The sequence below is a fragment of the Oceanospirillum sp. genome (assembly GCF_982874595.1).
Genome location: NZ_CEYNZH010000009.1, coordinates 104169 through 121404 on the forward strand (window position 1 = coordinate 104169; position 17236 = coordinate 121404).

The 17236-nt window shown below is 45.0% G+C and carries 17 protein-coding genes and 1 tRNA gene; 6 read left to right on the forward strand and 12 right to left on the reverse strand.

Annotation, left to right across the window (positions count from 1 at the left end):
- Window position 1: 1 nt before the first annotated feature.
- From AC4GL5_RS06280 to AC4GL5_RS06295, 4 genes are read right to left on the reverse strand one after another with little or no spacing between them, the layout of a single operon-like run.
- Complete coding sequence (locus tag AC4GL5_RS06280) at window positions 2-1255, reverse strand: hypothetical protein (RefSeq protein WP_490381941.1); 1254 nt, start codon at window positions 1253-1255, stop codon at window positions 2-4.
- The gene (locus AC4GL5_RS06285) at window positions 1252-4005 is read right to left on the reverse strand and encodes an MMPL family transporter (RefSeq protein ID WP_490381942.1); all 2754 of its coding nucleotides are present in this window, start codon (window positions 4003-4005) and stop codon (window positions 1252-1254) included. The genes AC4GL5_RS06280 and AC4GL5_RS06285 overlap by 4 nt, the downstream gene beginning before the upstream one ends.
- Before the next feature lie 37 nt (window positions 4006-4042).
- Complete coding sequence (locus tag AC4GL5_RS06290; protein ID WP_490381943.1) at window positions 4043-4849, reverse strand: outer membrane lipoprotein-sorting protein; 807 nt, start codon at window positions 4847-4849, stop codon at window positions 4043-4045.
- A gap of 9 nt (window positions 4850-4858) precedes the next feature.
- Complete coding sequence (locus tag AC4GL5_RS06295) at window positions 4859-5626, reverse strand: GNAT family N-acetyltransferase (RefSeq protein WP_490381944.1); 768 nt, start codon at window positions 5624-5626, stop codon at window positions 4859-4861.
- Window positions 5627-5859: 233 nt separating this feature from the next.
- Here AC4GL5_RS06295 and AC4GL5_RS06300 point away from each other — a divergent pair, with 233 nt between their 5' ends.
- From AC4GL5_RS06300 to AC4GL5_RS06310, 3 genes are read left to right on the forward strand one after another with little or no spacing between them, the layout of a single operon-like run.
- Entirely contained in the window at window positions 5860-6132 is a 273-nt protein-coding gene (locus AC4GL5_RS06300; protein ID WP_490381945.1) for a phosphopantetheine-binding protein, read from the forward strand.
- Window positions 6133-6136: 4 nt separating this feature from the next.
- Window positions 6137-7369, forward strand: coding sequence for a beta-ketoacyl-[acyl-carrier-protein] synthase family protein (locus AC4GL5_RS06305; protein WP_490381946.1), 1233 nt, complete (start codon window positions 6137-6139; stop codon window positions 7367-7369).
- Window positions 7323-8612, forward strand: coding sequence for a class I SAM-dependent methyltransferase (locus AC4GL5_RS06310; RefSeq protein WP_490381947.1), 1290 nt, complete (start codon window positions 7323-7325; stop codon window positions 8610-8612). Before AC4GL5_RS06305 ends, AC4GL5_RS06310 begins: the two co-directional genes overlap by 47 nt.
- Window positions 8613-8667: 55 nt before the next feature.
- Here AC4GL5_RS06310 and AC4GL5_RS06315 read toward each other — a convergent pair.
- The 3 genes from AC4GL5_RS06315 to AC4GL5_RS06325 form a co-directional block, all read right to left on the reverse strand.
- Window positions 8668-8755, reverse strand: a tRNA-Ser gene (locus tag AC4GL5_RS06315).
- A gap of 162 nt (window positions 8756-8917) precedes the next feature.
- Window positions 8918-9370: a YiiD C-terminal domain-containing protein gene (locus AC4GL5_RS06320; RefSeq protein ID WP_490381948.1), complete on the reverse strand. Its 453-nt coding sequence runs from the start codon at window positions 9368-9370 to the stop codon at window positions 8918-8920.
- 66 nt (window positions 9371-9436) lie between these two features.
- The gene (locus tag AC4GL5_RS06325) at window positions 9437-9997 is read right to left on the reverse strand and encodes a nitroreductase family protein (protein WP_490381949.1); all 561 of its coding nucleotides are present in this window, start codon (window positions 9995-9997) and stop codon (window positions 9437-9439) included.
- 199 nt (window positions 9998-10196) lie between these two features.
- Between AC4GL5_RS06325 and AC4GL5_RS06330 the strand changes: the two genes are divergently transcribed.
- Window positions 10197-11069, forward strand: coding sequence for a hypothetical protein (locus AC4GL5_RS06330; protein WP_490381950.1), 873 nt, complete (start codon window positions 10197-10199; stop codon window positions 11067-11069).
- Window positions 11070-11161: 92 nt separating this feature from the next.
- Here AC4GL5_RS06330 and queF read toward each other — a convergent pair whose 3' ends face one another.
- Genes queF through AC4GL5_RS06345 form a run of 3 tightly spaced genes read right to left on the reverse strand, consistent with a single transcriptional unit; the run spans window position 11162 to window position 13788 of the window.
- Window positions 11162-12034: an NADPH-dependent 7-cyano-7-deazaguanine reductase QueF gene (queF, locus tag AC4GL5_RS06335; RefSeq protein ID WP_490381951.1), complete on the reverse strand. Its 873-nt coding sequence runs from the start codon at window positions 12032-12034 to the stop codon at window positions 11162-11164.
- 2 nt (window positions 12035-12036) lie between these two features.
- The gene (locus tag AC4GL5_RS06340; RefSeq protein ID WP_490381952.1) at window positions 12037-12810 is read right to left on the reverse strand and encodes an ABC transporter permease; all 774 of its coding nucleotides are present in this window, start codon (window positions 12808-12810) and stop codon (window positions 12037-12039) included.
- The gene (locus AC4GL5_RS06345; RefSeq protein ID WP_490381957.1) at window positions 12811-13788 is read right to left on the reverse strand and encodes an ABC transporter ATP-binding protein; all 978 of its coding nucleotides are present in this window, start codon (window positions 13786-13788) and stop codon (window positions 12811-12813) included. It abuts the gene before it with no gap.
- Window positions 13789-14462: 674 nt separating this feature from the next.
- Here AC4GL5_RS06345 and AC4GL5_RS06350 point away from each other — a divergent pair.
- Both AC4GL5_RS06350 and AC4GL5_RS06355 read left to right on the forward strand, forming a co-directional pair.
- Window positions 14463-14864, forward strand: coding sequence for a hypothetical protein (locus tag AC4GL5_RS06350; RefSeq protein ID WP_490381953.1), 402 nt, complete (start codon window positions 14463-14465; stop codon window positions 14862-14864).
- Window positions 14865-14940: 76 nt separating this feature from the next.
- A complete protein-coding gene (locus tag AC4GL5_RS06355) occupies window positions 14941-15669 on the forward strand; it encodes a hypothetical protein (protein ID WP_490381954.1) in 729 nt (242 codons plus the stop codon).
- Window positions 15670-15870: 201 nt separating this feature from the next.
- Here the strand turns inward: AC4GL5_RS06355 and AC4GL5_RS06360 are convergent, their stop codons facing one another.
- Together AC4GL5_RS06360 and AC4GL5_RS06365 are read right to left on the reverse strand one after the other, a co-directional pair.
- On the reverse strand, window positions 15871-16416 hold the full coding sequence (locus AC4GL5_RS06360; RefSeq protein WP_490381958.1) for a transposase: 546 nt from the start codon (window positions 16414-16416) through the stop codon (window positions 15871-15873).
- Between the two features lie 124 nt (window positions 16417-16540).
- Complete coding sequence (locus AC4GL5_RS06365) at window positions 16541-16732, reverse strand: helix-turn-helix domain-containing protein (protein ID WP_490381955.1); 192 nt, start codon at window positions 16730-16732, stop codon at window positions 16541-16543.
- Between the last annotated feature and the right edge of the window lie 504 nt (window positions 16733-17236).

Consider the following 17236-nt stretch of genomic DNA (forward strand, 5'->3'; position numbering starts at 1 on the left):
GCTAAAAATCCTTCTCAAGCTCTAAGCTTACATTATCATTATCCTTCCAACTTCCGAAAAGGCTTTTACCTTCTTCACCATTATAATCAATATAACTAACAGATAATTTGGAAGAATCATCAAATGAGTAAGTAAACCCGGTAATCGACATTGAGTCATCATTTTTGAAACCATAAGAGAGTTCCTGATTGACCTGCCATGACTCATCAATTTTAATTTTAGCAATACTGTAAACAGAATCCTGATAGGGCCTAGAATCTTTACTCGAAATATCGTAACCAGCGGCTGACTGTTTTTCTAATGTATGATCACTCATATACTCAATCGTCAAGGTCAGATCATCCCAACCAAGATAGTCACCATAATCAAAAAGATTAAAGCGCAACCCCGTGCTTAAACGAAGAAAATCATCATCTTTGTTTTGTAATGTCTTTTGATAATGCCCCTCCATATAGAACTTCATCTGCTCTATAGGCCATGAGATTCCACCCAACAAACTGACAGCATCAGGGTACTCAATATCAAAACTTCTAGTCTCAGGATTTACTTTAACGACCGAATATTGAGATCTGGCTCGGGAAATCCCTAACAAATAATCGAATCTCTCCGCCTGACCTTCCCAGATCAAAGATATATCAGGTGTATCAGTCTCCAGAGGTATGCCATTAGTATCTCCTTGTATAATAATGCCATTGCTATTGACTCCCCCCCATCGGGTATCATCTGCAGGTTCTCCTGCCGCAGGATGAAAGGGCATTACTGTCAAGGACAAGCTGCCTCCATCCATAAATTGCTGCCACTGGGCAAGCCAATTTCCTACAGAAATAACCTTTAAGGGAAAAGTGTTATCATCCAGACTGGACTGATTAAGAAGAATGAGACGCTCAGCAAATTCATAGTTTTGCTTCCATTTACCAATTTTGTACGTTGTCTCATCCAAGTCCCATCTAAGACCAAACTCGGTAAAATCGATATAGGGTGATTCCGATTCTTTCTCGCCAAGGGTAATAAAATAATCCTGCATCTGATCAGGGTCGGATAGATGCACGTAGAATGAACTAACAAGAGTCGCTGTGTCAGACAGGTAGTACGAACCATCCAGGCTGTAAACGACACTTGTTTCACTGGACTGATAGTCCTGATCGTCATCAGAAACAAAAATACTGCTGACAGAGCGAACCTCATGCTTCAACTGGTAATCGGCAGCAAGTACAACAGAGGGCAGAAAAAACAAAAAAGGTATTATTTTTTTCATTTTTTTCCGGCCTCGCTATTAGCATTGAGTAACCTTACAGACAGTATCCGAACAATATTTTGGTACAACCTACCTGATAGATAAGGCTGTGTTATCTGTAAACTCTCTAAAGTTTCGATATCAATCTCAATAAGCCAACAGTCATCATCTGCAATAATTGTTGCTGACCGTGGCGTATCGACTAACAAGGAAACCTCACCGACCGTATCACCCTCAAGCATGTCAGCAACGTGGCGGAATTTCATATTCTCATCAGTCAAGTAAATTCCCGCACGGCCCCGGAGCAGCACTAGAAGGCTTTTATCGGATGTACCAATTTTAATAATTTCGTCGCCTTTTTTATAATTCCTCTGGACAGAGGAAAGAATTATTTTCCTGATATATCTGGGCTTCATTCCAGAAAACAGTGGAAATGACTTTAAGTTATCAACAGGAATCTTCTGACTAATAAGATCGAAAACCCCCACAAAATTTAGCCGCGTCATTAATAACGGTGTAAAAATTATGTCAATAACCAGCGCAAATATAAGAGCTACGGCCATCAAAAAACCGAACATTTGCGTATAATAGAGACTCGAAACCGTCTGAGAGAAAAAGGCAATACACAGTGCCAGCGTGGTCGTTAATACAGCTGCAGATTCCTGTCGGATTGTGTATCGGGCAGCAAACCTGGGATTAGATATTTTCTTACAACTTTCCTTATAGCTACTCAACATATGTATCGTATCGTCAACAGCAATACCGATTGATACAACAATAACAATAACTAGAGGAGGGTTAATATCAAGACCAATCAAACCCATAAAGCCTAAAGTAAATACCGGAACAAAAATATTAGGTAAGACAGCCCCAAGACCAGCTTTAAATGATGAGAATATTAATGCCATGACAACATATATTGTCAAAATCAGGAAAAGAATACTCTGCCCCTGAGATGAAATCAGGCCTGTTGCGGTATAGGCAGCAAGTGGCGACTCACCAGTGACCTCAGCCTTGAGCCATATGGGCAAACGTTCATTCAAAATGGAATCAATACGGTTGATCAGTAATAGCAATTCTTTCGTATTACTGATTGTATGCTTAACCTTGATACTCGCATATCGAAAATCCCGGGTAACATAACTTTCGATATCCGAAAACTGCAGTAACAGCAGAAACTGGGCAACCTCTTCCTTCGTGGTAGGTGGGGTAACCTCAGGAGCCCCCCATACATGATTAATGTGTGCAAGTTGATCCGCCAGCGAAGTTGATTTAACAACACCAGGCAGAGACTCAACCTCCCTGCTAACCTCGAATATCGCAGCTAGCGCTTCAGGGTCTCTGAACTGCTCAGTTCGTCGACTATCAACAACTATCGTTAAGCCTTCCATCCCCCCCAACCTGTCTTCTGAAAAGTTATAGTCAACTTTGAACGGATGGTCATCTGTAAGAGCATCCAGCGGGTTATTGGAGACATTGACATTAAATCCACTAACAATCGCACTGATAAAAAGAACTACAAAGACAACTAAGTATGGCAAAGGTTTTTTATAAATCCTGTCAAATAGTTTGGCAAGCGCTAATGATATTTTCCTTAAAACCTTTAAGGGTTTTCTCTTTTTCAGACTTTCTTTGTCGCCAAAAAAATAAAAAAATGTTGGTGCCAGTAAAATCGTTATAAATCCATTTGCAAAAATTGCAAAGCTGGCCATGATACCAAAGTCTCTGATTGCCGGAACATCACTAATAGCACTGACAGCAAAGCCTAATGTTGATGTTACCGCAGTCAAAATTGTTGGAATACCGACATGGCGAACCATAAATTTTCTTGCGAACTCTTTTGCAGCTTTATCTGTTGCCGGTTTACTCTTATCCGCTCTCCTCAAACCTTCCATATATGCCGCAAAATAATGCATATCTTCGGTTGAACCCAAGGCCAATAAAATAACAGGTGCAAGACCTCCCAACATGTTTAAAGGAATGCCACTAAGCCCAAGGAATCCGAAAGTCACTAATGTAGAGATCGTTGCCGTTATTAAAGGCAGGAAAGCAGCCTGAGGACGCTTTGTTGCTAACCACATTCCCCCTAATAGCATAAAGATCAAAAAAGTGAACATAACTGGCATTTCTGCGATGAGAACATCGTTGGTTTCTGAGTTGAGGCGGGCACCACCGATGGAGGTTATTCTTTCGAAATATTGATTAAAATTTTCAATGGTTTCGACAAGCTCCTGATTCACAGCAACATCATCAACTTCCCCAGTAACATAAGAAGGAGTTGTCACTATAATAACTAAACCCTTACCATCCGGTGTTATGTATTGACCATCGAACAAGCTGTTATTTCTGGCGTGAAATTTTGCTTTGTCTACTTCTTCCTGATTTGACGGTATAGGATCTAATAGGGCTCCTGAGGCCACATCACCGTCTTCATCATGAACATCACTGACATTAATTAAACTTTCTACTTTTAAAACACTGGGTAAGTCACTAATTTCATAATGAAATTCTTCAAAAATCTCTAGTTTTTCAGGTGACCAGAGTGTCTCATCTTCAACCAGAATAATGGTGGTTCGATCCGAGCCAAAATTATTCACGTAGTCAACATAGATATCTTTTCTCGGATCACTGCTACTGATTAAGCTTTGAATACTGGTATCAACAGTTACTTTGGGAATACCAAAAGCAAAAACAACAACTAAAGCCAACAAAGAGAGAAGACACCAATAAGGATGCCTCAGTAAGGACTCTAAAAAACTAGAAATTTTCATAAATTTAACTCACAACGAAAAATTAAAGGCTGGCGAATTAACGCATATACCTTCCTGATTTTATCCAGCGATGTTTAAACATTTGTTCTTTCACCGCTTCAGGGTCAATTTTCCTTTGTTGAACCAACATCTCGGTACTTGTCTTCTCTTTATGGTTTACCATAAGAGTCCGCATTGGCCGCATTGACTCATTAATTACCACCACAGGGTCATAGTTGTACTGTGTTTTTTCATGCTTTTCTCTTCTGTTGTAAAAATCCACTTTCACGACAAACCATGTTTTTTTAGAAATATAAAACACTCGCCAGGAATACCCAGTTTCTTTCTTAACATCTTCAGCAAAGGGAATTGCTTTTACAGCATAAACATCTTCTTCATCGACACGGGTATCATCCATTCTCTCATATAGAAAATCATCTCTATCATCAGATGTCATATCCTCATAGGTGAAATCTGTACCCAGAAATGGCTTTCTCTTAGATGAGCCGGCTGTTCTTTTAAGTTTCTTACTCACGGCAGGAAGATAAGTCCATTGATCATCTGACCGCCCTTTGTTCTGCCAGCTCAATAGTGCAACACCCTCGACACCAGCTGGACCGTCGAAAACAGTCAGATATTTAAAGAGACCATCACTCCCCTCCAGAGAAAAACGTCTTAACTCCCTTTTCTCAAAGATTTTATCTCTATCAAACAAATTCATCTTTAAATCTTCATACTCACGGGGTAAGTCATGTATCTCAGATGACTTGTCCATGATTTGCCGTCCTGTGAGCTCATCAGCATTAACCCCAAAGGAAAAAACCAATAAAAACACATATGAAAATGCTATTTTTTTTAAAGTCATAACCCACCTTTAATCGGAAATTATTTTTATCTTTGAAAAAAAGTTCAAAAACTTTCTAGGTATCAAATCCACTTCAACAACCACTAAAACATCAATGGTATTAACTTCCCTATCAACATATATTTGTGGACCAATGACGCCACCTAACTTTGCATAAGCCTTTATCAATGTAGGAATACGCTGCACAGCAACGTTCTCATCGATTTCATTTATATCTTTATAAACAACAGTCTCATTAACCAAAGATCTAGACTGGTATTTTTTCGGTGCCGGATACTTGGCCATCAAATATGATATTTCATTCAGGTGCTCATCAATATCCACGCCATGGAAACTGGCGCACCCGAAGATAACCCTAACGTCATAATCTAAAGCAAATTTAGCGACTCCCTGCCATAACAACTGGATTGCGACTCCGTCTCGATATTCCGGATGCACGCAAGAGCGTCCGACCTCCATTGAAGCTTTACGAGTCTCAGGAACTCTTTCTCTCAGGAAGGGAATTTCAAACTCATCTTCAGCAATGTAATTTTCCCCATCAGGTAGCCATGAACCAAGCAAAACTCGTGTTGTTGCGACCACAACCCCTTCCCGCTCCGTATCTAACACCAGGAGGTGCTTACAAAAAGCATCGTATCGATCAATATCCAAGCCCGTAGGCTCATCATTATCGACGGCTTGTTTTTCACTTTGGTGATGATTAAAAAAAATTTCGTATCTTAGCCTTTGTGCTTTTCTCAGCTCTTCTGAGCTTCCTGCCACTTTCAGAAAAAGCATAACCACACCATTAAAATAAATTAATTACATCTTATTAAAAAAAGACTATTCGCTGGATCTAATTTTATCTCAAAAAGATGAGGACAAAATCTGACTTACCTCTCAAAAATAAGATTCCTAAACGCTAAATCTTTACAATTTTTTTTATTAGATTAACGTACCCTATATCACCAATCTCTCCAACCTAGTACAAACCCTAGTTAATCATATATTTAATTTTCGTGGAGATTAAAATGCCTGCAACAGAATTAAAAGATGAAAAAAAAATCTTTAAAGACAGTGTGAGAGAATTAATTCTCTCACAGCCATTAGGGGAGAGCCTAATAAGCAAAGGCTTCGATACATCCACCCCGTTTACTGAGGCAGGGCTGGATTCCATGGATTTAGTCACCGCCATAGTTGATATTGAAGAAGAATTTGATATCGATATTCCACTAGAGTCTATACAAAAGCTTAATAATATTGATGATGTAATTGAGCTTATATTCAATCTCAAGAATCAGTAATATCATGAAACCAAGTAGTATTGTTATTACAGGCATAGGCGTTACTTCTGCATTAGGTAATGATGTTGGAACATTTGAGTCTGCCATTTTCAGCTCGTTAAGTGCGATCCATAAAATTGAAGATATCAATAACAACCTTGTCTTCAAAATGGGGGCTCCACTTCGTAACTGGGATCCGTCAGATTTAGTTGCCAAAAAAGATCTGCAGACAATGGATCTCTTCTCTCAGTTTGCTTTTTGCGCTGCAATTGAAGCTATAAAAAATGCAAAACTCGATGCTGGCCACACAGTCAATTCGCACCGAGTAGGCGTCGTTATTGGAACAGCTGGTGGCGGCACGCATACTTTTGAAACCCAGTACGAAAGGTTATACCTGCAAGGCAAAAGAAAGGTCTCGCCTATGACGGTACCTATGATTATGGCAAGCGCACCTGCCAGCCACATTGCTCGACTGGCTGGTGCTAAAGGACCTGTATTCTCTGTGACCAGTGCCTGTGCCAGTGCAAACCACGCCCTGGCAACTGCATCCTCACTGATTCGCGATGGGCAGGCCGATATTGTTATTTGCGGGGGAACCGACGCCAATTTTGCCCACGGTAATCTAAAGGGCTGGGAAGCATTGCATGCCGTATCCCAGGATACCTGCCGACCCTTTTCTGCAGATCGAAGTGGACTTATTTTAGGAGAGGGTGCCGGTATATTTGTGCTGGAAAAGAAAGAACATGCAGCGCGTAGAAATGCTCCTATACTGGGTGAGCTCCTCAGCGTTGGCATGAGTAGTGATGCCGGAAACCTTGTATCGCCCGATCCGGATGGCATGTATGCAGCAATGCGAAATGCTTTGGAAATCGCCGGGATTGCTGCTTCCGACATTGATTACATCAATGCTCATGGTACTGGTACAAAAGCCAATGATGCGGCCGAAGCCTCTGCAATCAGTAAATTGCTGGGTGATAACGTTAGCAATACTCCTGTTTCCTCTACAAAATCCCAGCTCGGCCACGCTTTAGGTGCATCGGGCGCTCTGGAACTGGCCGCGACTCTCGGCGGTATAAAACGAAGCCTGACTCCGCCGACACTTAACCTGACACACCTTGATCCGGAATGCCCTATTGCTGTCGTGGGCGAACGCCCGGCTACTAAAACAATAAAAGTCGCCATGAGTAATTCATTTGCTTTTGGGGGCCTAAATGCAAGTGTCATTATCACTGGCCCTGAGGCTTCTAAAAGAAGATAGGTATTCAACCATGTGCGAAAGAAAAGAACCCGATAACCCGGCTCCTGGTACGTTCAGTACATTCTCTGAGAGAGTTTATTTTACGTTCCTAACCAAGTTGATAAACGCTTTTTTTAAGGTTGGAAATTTAACAATATCTTTTAAAGACCTGCCTTCTATGAAGCTTGGGGATGGTTCTGGCGAAGCCTTTCTTTTACATTTTCGCGATAAATCAGACCTTGTCAGAATGCTATATAAACCAAGCCTCAATATTGGCGAAGTTTTCATGGATGGGGGTTGGTCCCTTGAACAAGGCGACCTTGGAAGGTTTATGGGGGTCTTACTTAAAAATGAAGAACTGATGGAAGAGGGGCTTGTTTTCAGGACGTTTGATAAATTCTCCAGTTTTATTGGGCACACACTAACAGTCAATAGCATCAAACAAAGCCACCAAAACGTTCAGCATCACTACGATATTGGAAATGATCTTTATAAGTCATTTCTTGATGAAAAAATGCTCTACTCCTGTGCTTTTTTTGATGACGACACTAAAACTCTGGAAGACGCACAGGACAATAAGATAAGCACGACGCTATCCCGCTTGAACGTATCGTCAGGCATGGCTGTTTTGGAAATAGGCTGTGGCTGGGGTGCTATGTCCAAAGCCATTGCAGATACCGGAGCCAAAGCCACAGGCATTACACTTTCCCAGGAACAAATCGCTTATGCTAATCAGCATAACAAAGAGCAAAACTCGACTTTTCTTTTGGAAGACTATCGGGACCATGCCCAAAATAACCCGGAATCATATGATCGTATTGTTTCTATCGGGATGTTTGAGCATGTAGGTCGGCGCCATTATCAGGATTTTTTTGATGCCATAAAAAATCTTTTAAAGCCCGGTGGTCGTGCTGTCATTCACTCCATTGTTAAAGACACAACCACACAGACCAACCCATGGCTCAGAAAGTACATCTTTCCGGGAGGCCAGGCACCTCGCATCCTTGATATGACCGAAGCCGCTTTAGCATCAGGGTTAAAACTACCCCATGCGCCCTATGAACATGCAGGCTTTAATTATGCTGAAACATTGCGGCACTGGCGAAAGCGATTTATTGAATCCTGGCCTGAACTCAGCAAAAACGGCTACGACGAAAGATTCAAAAGGATGTGGCTTTTCTATCTGGCAGGCTCTGAAGCTTCATTTGAAGCCCTAGGGACAAGAGTTGCACAGGTTATCGTAGAAAAACCTCTCTCAAGCTAAACTCTTTAAACGAAAAAGCCCGCTAACTCAGTGAGTTAGCGGGCTTTAGAATTCGTGGCGGAGAGGGAGGGATTCGAACCCTCGATACCTTTCGATATACACACTTTCCAGGCGTGCGCCTTCGACCACTCGGCCACCTCTCCGCGATATCTGACCTGAACAACGCTTGCTGCTCAACAGATGGCGCGTATTATATGGAGAGGTTTTATTCAGGGCAAGTCTTTTTTAGACTTTTTTCTAACTTTTTTAGAATTCTCAAGCACTTACCCTGAGACCAACCGGAAAGAGCATAGCTTCAGTCCTCGTTAAACATCCAACGCGACATAATCACCGCTATAACGAACAGCGACCTTCTCGCCCTGACTGATCTCAGCAACGATGGGTAAACGCCCCCGCCCTTTGGTACGAACTTTATCGATCAGAGCCGCTTCACCGCCCTCTTCCGGACAGAAGCAACGAACCACAAAATCAGCGCTCACCGGTGCAAAAAAGTCGATAGTGCCGGTTTTAACTACGGCGCTGCGCTCCAGATCTTCTTCGATCAACAGCAGGGTTGTCAGTGCCCAGCCCGCCAAAGTACACAGACCACTGATAGAGCCGCCAAAACCTGTGCCCTTATCATTGAGGTTAGGCGCTAAAGAAACATGAAAACGAACTTCATTGTTCTCAAAAGTAACCCGATCCAGCCCCATATGATTTACCAGAGGAATAGACGCTTTAACGTGCTCTAGAAACTGATCAACCCGTGCCTGTTGCACAACCGACTCCTTAAAACTAATTATTCCGGTTTGTTTACTTCGTTATCACCGTGATGGAAACAGCAATTATGCCCAGCGTTGAACAAAGTCTTCGCTGTTATGTTCCGGCAGCGGCTTGTTACGGCCTTCAACATCACCGATATAGAGGAAACCGACAATCTGATCTTCGCCTTCCAGACCCAGCTCCTGATTAACTACAGGGTCAAACGCCACATCGCCGGTACGCCAGATCGCTCCCAAGCCTTTAGCGTGAGCAGCCAGCATCATATTCTGAGCGGCAGCACCTGCGGACAGATATTGCTCAAGCACAGGCACTTTCGGGTGGTCTTCGGTAACCTTGGCAATAACAGCAATCACCAGAGGTGCCCGCAGAGTCATGATGCGCATTTTCTTTTGCTGGGTTTCATCAGCATCCGGCTTACGGGACATCAGGCCTTTGTAAAAGATCTCACCCAGACGCTCACGACCCGCACCAGTAAATTCAATAAACCGCCACGGACGAATGCAACCATGATCCGGCGCACGCAAGGCAGCCTGATAAATAAACTCTAGAGTGTTGTTATCGGGTGTATCGCCGGATAGTTTCGGATGTGAATTACGGTTTAACAATAACGCTTCAGCTTGCATATCAACTCCGTTTATTAACTGAATCAGGATACCAGGCTGACCTGGAAAAAGTGCGAACCACTATTAAAGAGTGGAGACTCTTTAAAGCCCCTCTCATTAGTATGTTTAAAAGCCGTTTTTACCGCTTCTATTAAGCAATAGAGATCAGATCGCTTAAAGGTTATGATGCCTAAACTTGGGTCTTTAAGGAAATAACGACATGGTTTTGTCTACACTGGCACTGGTAGGTATTATACAGCTCTTCCTGTTATTAGCAGGCGGTATCTTTTTTCTCTTTTTACACACACGCTTTTTGAAAAAGCAGATCCGCAAACTCAGAGGCGACAGTGATGATACCACTGATACAGCCCCTCCTGCCGTTGCAGCTATGACAGAGTCCAGTGAAGCGGAATCAGATAACAAGCCGGAGACTGCAGCTGATTCACCATTATCAGAAGCCAGCTCGTCTGATAGCGCCCGGGATAAAACCGCATCAGAAACCAGCAAGAAGCCTCATCATGCTGCATCACCGATAGAAGGCAAAGGCTTTATCCCGGCGGCTAAAGCCCTTAACGAAGATGATGCAGTCAAAGTAACGGGCGAAATTGCTGAACTTCGTAAGATGCTGAATGAAAAGCTTCTGTTAACAGCAAATCTTCGCAAACTGATTGAAGCGCTGACCGATAATCTGGACAACCCCGACAATACAGCGGAAATAGCCTCGCAACAGACCAGCTCACTGCTACACCTTGAAGAATATATTAAGCTGAGTCGTAAAGAAGCAGCGGCTGTTGAAGAGAAGATCACGCATTATCGGGAACAGTTAGCGAAGGCCAAAAAGCTGCTGAATCGATACAAAGAACAACACGAACATGATCTCAAGCAACTTGAAGAAGATAATAAAGCGCATGAGGCTGCACAGGTGCCTACCGAGCAGCCTGTCACTTCTGAAGAATCCGTTACCGATCAGATCAAAACACCCACATCAGAAACGCCTGACTCACCTGCAACAAGTACTGAACGTATTGAAACAACCGCTGCAGATTCTGATAAAGAGGACAACGTAAAACCGGAAACGCCCAAGCCCGAATAAACGTCATCCCTGCCAACATTAAAACGCCGGTAAACACACCTCTAGTGGGCTGTCTTTACCGGCGTTTTGATACATCCTTTAAAACTTAAATTCTACTGACGTACAAAACGTCGGTTTTCCAGATCCGGGCGATTGGAAGAGCGCCATGGGTTAATATCCAGGCCGCCCCGTCGGGTATAACGCGCAACAACCGTCAGTTCTTCCGGCTGACACCGCTGACTGATATCGACAAACATACGCTCAACACATTGTTCGTGGAAATCATTATGCTGACGGAACGAGATGATATAGGCCAGCAGGCCAGCTTTATCAATCTTCTTACCGGTATAGCTGATCTCCACTGTCGCCCAATCCGGCTGTCCGGTAACCGGACAGTTCGAACGCAGCAGATGGCTGTAAAGTGTCTCCTCTACAATCAGTTCGTTCTGATTTTTCAGCAAGGCGGGTTCCGGATGGTAGTGAGTGACATCAATATCCAGTTCATCGATACAACGTCCTTTTGACTCTACAATCTGGAGCTCTGTTGCACCATCCAGACGGTGTAACTCCACTATTACGGGAGCACCTGCAGCCGCTGACAGGTCTTTTTCCAGTGTCGCCCGAAGCTCCTGACGGTCTGATAATCGGGTCTGATTAAAGGAGTTCAGATAAAGCTTAAAGGATTTGGATTCAATGATGTTTTCTGAATCTGCCGGAATACGAAACACTGCCACGGCGACTTCCGGCTTGCCTTTCGGGTTCAGCCAGGAGAGTTCAAAGGCGTTCCAGATATCCTGACCGAAGAAAGGCAAACGCCCCGCTTCCGCTCCCAGTTGTTCCAGACCTATCTCGTCACGCTTAGGCTGACGGGGAATCGGAAACAGCAGACTGGCATCATACTGGTCAACATATTGTGTCTCTTTACCCAGCTGAGAAGTCTCTGCGCTGGCTTGCTCCTGTACGGGCATTTGCTTTGAATCACTCATATTCAGCTCCGGATTCCTTTACCTTTATTCAGTAGGGTCAGGCAGAGGGTAAACATCGCAATAATAAAGACTGCAACAGCCGAAAGCGCATATACCACATCAATATCCGACACACCCAAGATGCCATAACGGAAGGTATTCACCATATACAGAATCGGGTTCAGCATAGACACGCCCTGCCAGAAATCCGGCAGCAGCGAGATCGAATAAAATACACCACCCAAATAAGTCAGCGGGGTCAGGATAAAGGTCGGTACGATAGAAATATCATCAAAACTGCGGGCGAACATGGCATTAACAAAGCCACCCAGTGCAAACAGGATTGAAGTCATCAGCACCACCAGAATGGTAATCCCTAGGTTGTGCAGGTGCAGATCGGTGAAGAAAAGCGATAGCATCGTCACAATAAAGCCCACGGTCAGGCCGCGGGCAACACCGCCCAGAACAAAACCACTCAAAATAATCCAGTTTGGCGTAGGTGAAACCAGTAGCTCTTCAATACTCTTCTGAAAACGGGCACCGTAAAACGATGACACTACGTTAGAGTAGGAGTTAGTGATCACTGACATCATGATCAGGCCCGGCACAATAAACTGCATATAGGTAAAGCCCCCCATCTCACCGATCCGGCTGCCGATCAGGTTGCCGAAGATGACAAAATAGAGCGTCATGGTAATGGCCGGTGGTAATAGGGTCTGGGCCCAGATTCGGGTAAAGCGGTTAATCTCTTTATAGATGATCGTAGTAAACGCAACCCAATATTCCTGAACACTCATTTATGCACCCACCTTATCATTCTGATCCGATTTCCTTTTAGCCGCATCGGCATTTTTACGATCCTGATCCACCAGCTCAACAAAAAGCTCTTCAAGGCGGTTCGATTTGGTCCGCATTGAACTGATATTGACACCCACATTATTAAGTTGAGTGAACACTTCATTCAGATGCTGGCCACGCTGCAGCACAACTTCAAAACTGTGCTCGTCAATCTGATGGGTTTCAAAGCCTTCAATTTTTGGCGCTTCTGACAAAGAGTCTGCCGTATCCATAACAAAAACTTCAGTATTCAACTGCTGCAGTAGCGCTTTGATCGTTGTGTTCTTAACGATGTCACCCTGATCAATAATGGCAATATTGCGGCACAGACTTTCAGCTTCTTCCAGATAATGGGTCGTAAGGATAATCGTCGTGCCCTCCTCACGGTTAATTTTCTTGATAAACTCCCACATGGAACGACGCAACTCGATATCAACACCTGCAGTTGGCTCATCAAGAATCAGCAGGCGCGGTTTATGAATCAGTGCACGGGCGATCATCAGACGGCGCTTCATACCACCAGACAATGTACGGGCCGCGTTGTCACGTTTATCCCACAGCCCTAACTCTTTCAGAAATTGCTCGGTCCGGGTCTTAGCCTCTGCGCGGGGAATACCGTAGTAACCTGCCTGGCTCAGGACAATATCTTTTACTTTCTCAAACTGATTAAAGTTAAATTCCTGTGGAACAACCCCCAGAAAATGCTTCGCTCTTGAAAAGTCTTTATCGATATCGACCCCAAAGACAGAGACGCTGCCTTCGGATTTATTTACCAGAGAGCTGACGATACCCAGAGTGGTCGATTTTCCGGCACCATTAGGGCCCAGAAGAGCAAAAAAATCTCCCTGCTCAACATCAAGGTCAATGCCTTTTAGGGCAACAAAACCATTCGCGTAGACCTTTTTCAGGCCCCGGATAGACAAGGCTTTCTCGGGCAGCCCCTGATTGGAGAGTGCTTCGGTCATTAAGGACACCTTTTGAATATTCAGTGCAGCTGATCGTTAAAATAGGGTTAACAATCAGACAGGATACGGCAAGGCCGCAAAGAGGATGGCAGAGATATAGGGGCATTAAGCCCGATTACAACCACAGAATGGAAGAAAAGACTGCGCTTACTTCTGAAACTTAATTTCTCATCAGATAAAAACGAAAAAAGCCAGTCGCGTTAACGACTGGCTTTTCAGAATCTGGAGCGGGAAACGAGACAACTGCTTCCCGCGCAACACCCTGATTCAAAAAAATTTTTCTGCCCCCTCTGCTTGACGGACTGGGTTGTGTACTACCCTGGCTATCTTGGAAGCGCTTTCTCACGACACCGCTTCAAGCGCTTGTTTTTTTGGTCAGTTCGCTACTTCATCTTACCCAACACAGCCTACATCTTGTCGGCATCCAGGTTGAAATCCCTATTGGTGACCTCAGCACGCGCCAGGACGAGGTACAGGCCCAGGTCAACGTGCGCAATCAGAAAATCCAGTTGGCCGAGGCACGCCAAACAGTCAAGAAAAGCTAAAGAATTTTCATTCCCAGCCGTTATAGAAGTTACCCTTCACCAGCTTTCCGTGCCGAACGAGGGCGAAGGGGATTCAGCTATTTCATCTACAAGGAATGTTGTATGAAAAAACTGTTCTTCTCGCTGTTCGCGGCATTGTTGCTGAGTATCAGCAATATGGCTGCTGCATGCGCTTATATGAACATCACCAGCAGCGGGGCAAGCCTTTCTGCAGGTGATTCTCAGAACGTGTATGAGCTCAGTATCTCGTGCATTGGCTCGGTGACGTTCAAGTTTGAAGACCTTTCCGGCAACAACCCGACGAGCAAGATCGCCCATATCATTGAGCGACGTTCTGGTTGGTCGTGGTCTCTCGTGTCTTCGACCACCAGCACTGTTAATCGGAGCTTCTTCCCCAGCGCTACCGGCCAATACCGTTATCGCATCAAGAACGTAGGTACATCTCAAGTACGTAACTGGCGCATGGAAGGTCGTATGCCACTGTTCACAATTCCTGGCACCTGATAGTCAAAGGACGACTGGGGAGCTAATAGCTCTCCAGTTCTTATGACATTTCATAATCAATAAAGGAACCGTAAGAATGCCATCCATTAACCCATTATCTAACGCACTGAGCAACATCTCGGCCAATATGAACCGTTCGTTGCTTGACCCTAAGCAATACGAAGGTTTCACAGTCAAAGTGGGCAAGGAAACCAGCCCCGAAGGCATACTCGGCGGGACTCTCAGCCAGAAAGACTACGACAAATTTAAAGAGGTCGTAAAAGATGTCAATGTTAAAGATGCCAGCCGCAATGATATGCTCACTCTTTACAGAGGACTTATTGACGCAAAACTTCTGACTTACGACCAAGTCAATTTCGGAGATATATCTGGCTCTATAGAGTTTGGTCCCGATGGAAAAGGGATAAATCAGGACGCAAAATATAATCAGTGGGATTATCAGCAAAAACAGCTTCCCACATATGCCGGCAGTGAATTTAACGGGAGTCGAGGGGGTGCAATCAATGCCATGAAGCTCATCGCTGCTGTTGCAAATACCTCACCAGTTACCGGGGCTACTGTAGCGAAAGAAACCTATTCTCCGCAAGACCTTAACTATTCAAGCGGGAATACATCAAGCTACCAGGTCAATTTCTCTGCACTGGCACAGCGTCTATCTCGCGGAGAGAAGGTTGAAGAACTGGATGCTCCAAAAGATGTGGACATTGCTGAACTGATCAAGCAACTTGAACAAATGGCCCAGGCGCAACGTGCGGCAAAAGCCGTAGAGTCACAGGACTCAGAGGCTGCCGACTCACAAGGGTGACCGACAGAAAAGCCGCCTGCCGGGCAAGATGGCCGTTACATGGCTAGCCACCCCGAAGACGGCTTATTTATCGGCCCTGCTGCAATTTTCTGTATTTTTATGGCTCTTCACTTATCCGTGTGGGTTAGGAGTCATAGGCAGCCCGCCATAGCGAAACAGTACCGCCCGCTTGAACCTTTCTTTGCTCCGGAATCCTCTGGATCAAACCTTTAAAGTTCTTATCTGTTCGTTGATGGCTTCCGCTAGTCCATTTGGGGCTCGAAATCGCATGGCGTTGAGAATGCCAAACAACTTGGTTTTGATCTGATTTGCCGCTGACGCCAAGGCCCGAATTTCTGTTAGCCGAGCCATCTGAACCCATTCCAGCCAAGCCGAACGAGCACCTTTGACGCGATACCCTTGCCAGATTTCTCGAGCCTTTTCCTTGAGGTACCACACCAGACTGGTGTCTTTAAGCGCATCCGACAAGTTCCGGATTTGCCGAACCTGCTGCCCCTCAAGGCTCTTGCGGTGACGTAAACAGGTATATCGGCTTCGGAGGATCTCCTGACGCATCGAACGATCCGCCCACGCCATGTCAGCTTTGCGAGTGGCATCAAGCGTCCGAGTCAGCATCTGTACGACATGAAAGTGATCGAAGGCAATCTTCCGGTGGGCTTTCTCGATATGGTCAAACGTGGCCTTCTGGCAGGCCGGGCTCATGTCCATGGAAATCGAGATAATCGACTGTTTGCACGACTCTTTCAGGCTTTCGTAAAACGGCCAAGACTATCTGAAGACTGGCCGTCTTCCACCGCGAGGACTTGCCCCTCGGCATTGGAAACGATCGTCACATAGTCGCACCCCTTACGGAATGCCGTCTCATCGACCTTCAGCCGAGTAGTATCCCGGTTGGGCGTATTAGCCAGACCCGACGCACGGCTCGATCCATGATGTTGTCGATGGCGGTACAACTCAGATGCAACTGCTTGCTGACAGCAGAGATCGAAGCTACCTTGAGCCAACTAATCACAAAGGCTTCAAACAGCAATGTGTATCGGCTGTTCTGTTCAGCCCAAGGCACGATAGCGATTCCCGGCCCAGTGCCCGAACTTCAACGCTGCGCTGGGCTTTCCTGCTGTGTCATGACGCATGATGGATACCTCGCTGGCTCAGTGCCGAACCGGTGTCGCCCACTGCCTCAAAAGGACAGGGCTAAACGGCATAAGGGTCGCCTCAAGGGAAGAGGGTTAAGGGTCAAAGGCCCTACTCTGAAAAGGCTAAAAGGCCGAAAAAGCACCTTCCCACAGATCTGTTAACGCCATAGGTACGCCTCCTTCGGGTTGAGGAGAGGTGTACCGCGCTCATGGGTAGTGCTTCAGCAAACAATCCGCACTGCAAGCTGCCCGGATTTCATGTACTGATCAGGCGTGGTTGACAGTGGAATTAAGCAGCTTTCGCTGGACAATCCCCAGGGCTAAAACCCTGATGAATCAAGAAACTATAGACCTTGGTGGACGTCTATAGATGAAGAATTGGAGCGGGAAACGAGACTCGAACTCGCGACCCCAACCTTGGCAAGGTTGTG

Bases quoted from the DNA above. Each gene is read 5' to 3' on its own strand.
- AC4GL5_RS06295 (WP_490381944.1), bottom strand. From the start codon at position 5,626: ATGCTTTTTCTGAAAGTGGCAGGAAGCTCAGAAGAGCTGAGAAAAGCA.
- AC4GL5_RS06340 (WP_490381952.1), bottom strand. From the start codon at position 12,810: ATGAGTGTTCAGGAATATTGGGTTGCGTTTACTACGATCATCTATAAA.
- AC4GL5_RS06355 (WP_490381954.1), top strand. From the start codon at position 14,941: ATGCCATCCATTAACCCATTATCTAACGCACTGAGCAACATCTCGGCC.
- AC4GL5_RS06305 (WP_490381946.1), top strand. From the start codon at position 6,137: ATGAAACCAAGTAGTATTGTTATTACAGGCATAGGCGTTACTTCTGCA.
- AC4GL5_RS06350 (WP_490381953.1), top strand. From the start codon at position 14,463: ATGAAAAAACTGTTCTTCTCGCTGTTCGCGGCATTGTTGCTGAGTATC.
- queF (WP_490381951.1), bottom strand. From the start codon at position 12,034: ATGAGTGATTCAAAGCAAATGCCCGTACAGGAGCAAGCCAGCGCAGAG.
- AC4GL5_RS06325 (WP_490381949.1), bottom strand. From the start codon at position 9,997: ATGCAAGCTGAAGCGTTATTGTTAAACCGTAATTCACATCCGAAACTA.
- AC4GL5_RS06330 (WP_490381950.1), top strand. From the start codon at position 10,197: ATGGTTTTGTCTACACTGGCACTGGTAGGTATTATACAGCTCTTCCTG.
- AC4GL5_RS06285 (WP_490381942.1), bottom strand. From the start codon at position 4,005: ATGAAAATTTCTAGTTTTTTAGAGTCCTTACTGAGGCATCCTTATTGG.
- AC4GL5_RS06280 (WP_490381941.1), bottom strand. From the start codon at position 1,255: ATGAAAAAAATAATACCTTTTTTGTTTTTTCTGCCCTCTGTTGTACTT.
- AC4GL5_RS06290 (WP_490381943.1), bottom strand. From the start codon at position 4,849: ATGACTTTAAAAAAAATAGCATTTTCATATGTGTTTTTATTGGTTTTT.
- AC4GL5_RS06310 (WP_490381947.1), top strand. From the start codon at position 7,323: ATGCAAGTGTCATTATCACTGGCCCTGAGGCTTCTAAAAGAAGATAGG.
- AC4GL5_RS06300 (WP_490381945.1), top strand. From the start codon at position 5,860: ATGCCTGCAACAGAATTAAAAGATGAAAAAAAAATCTTTAAAGACAGT.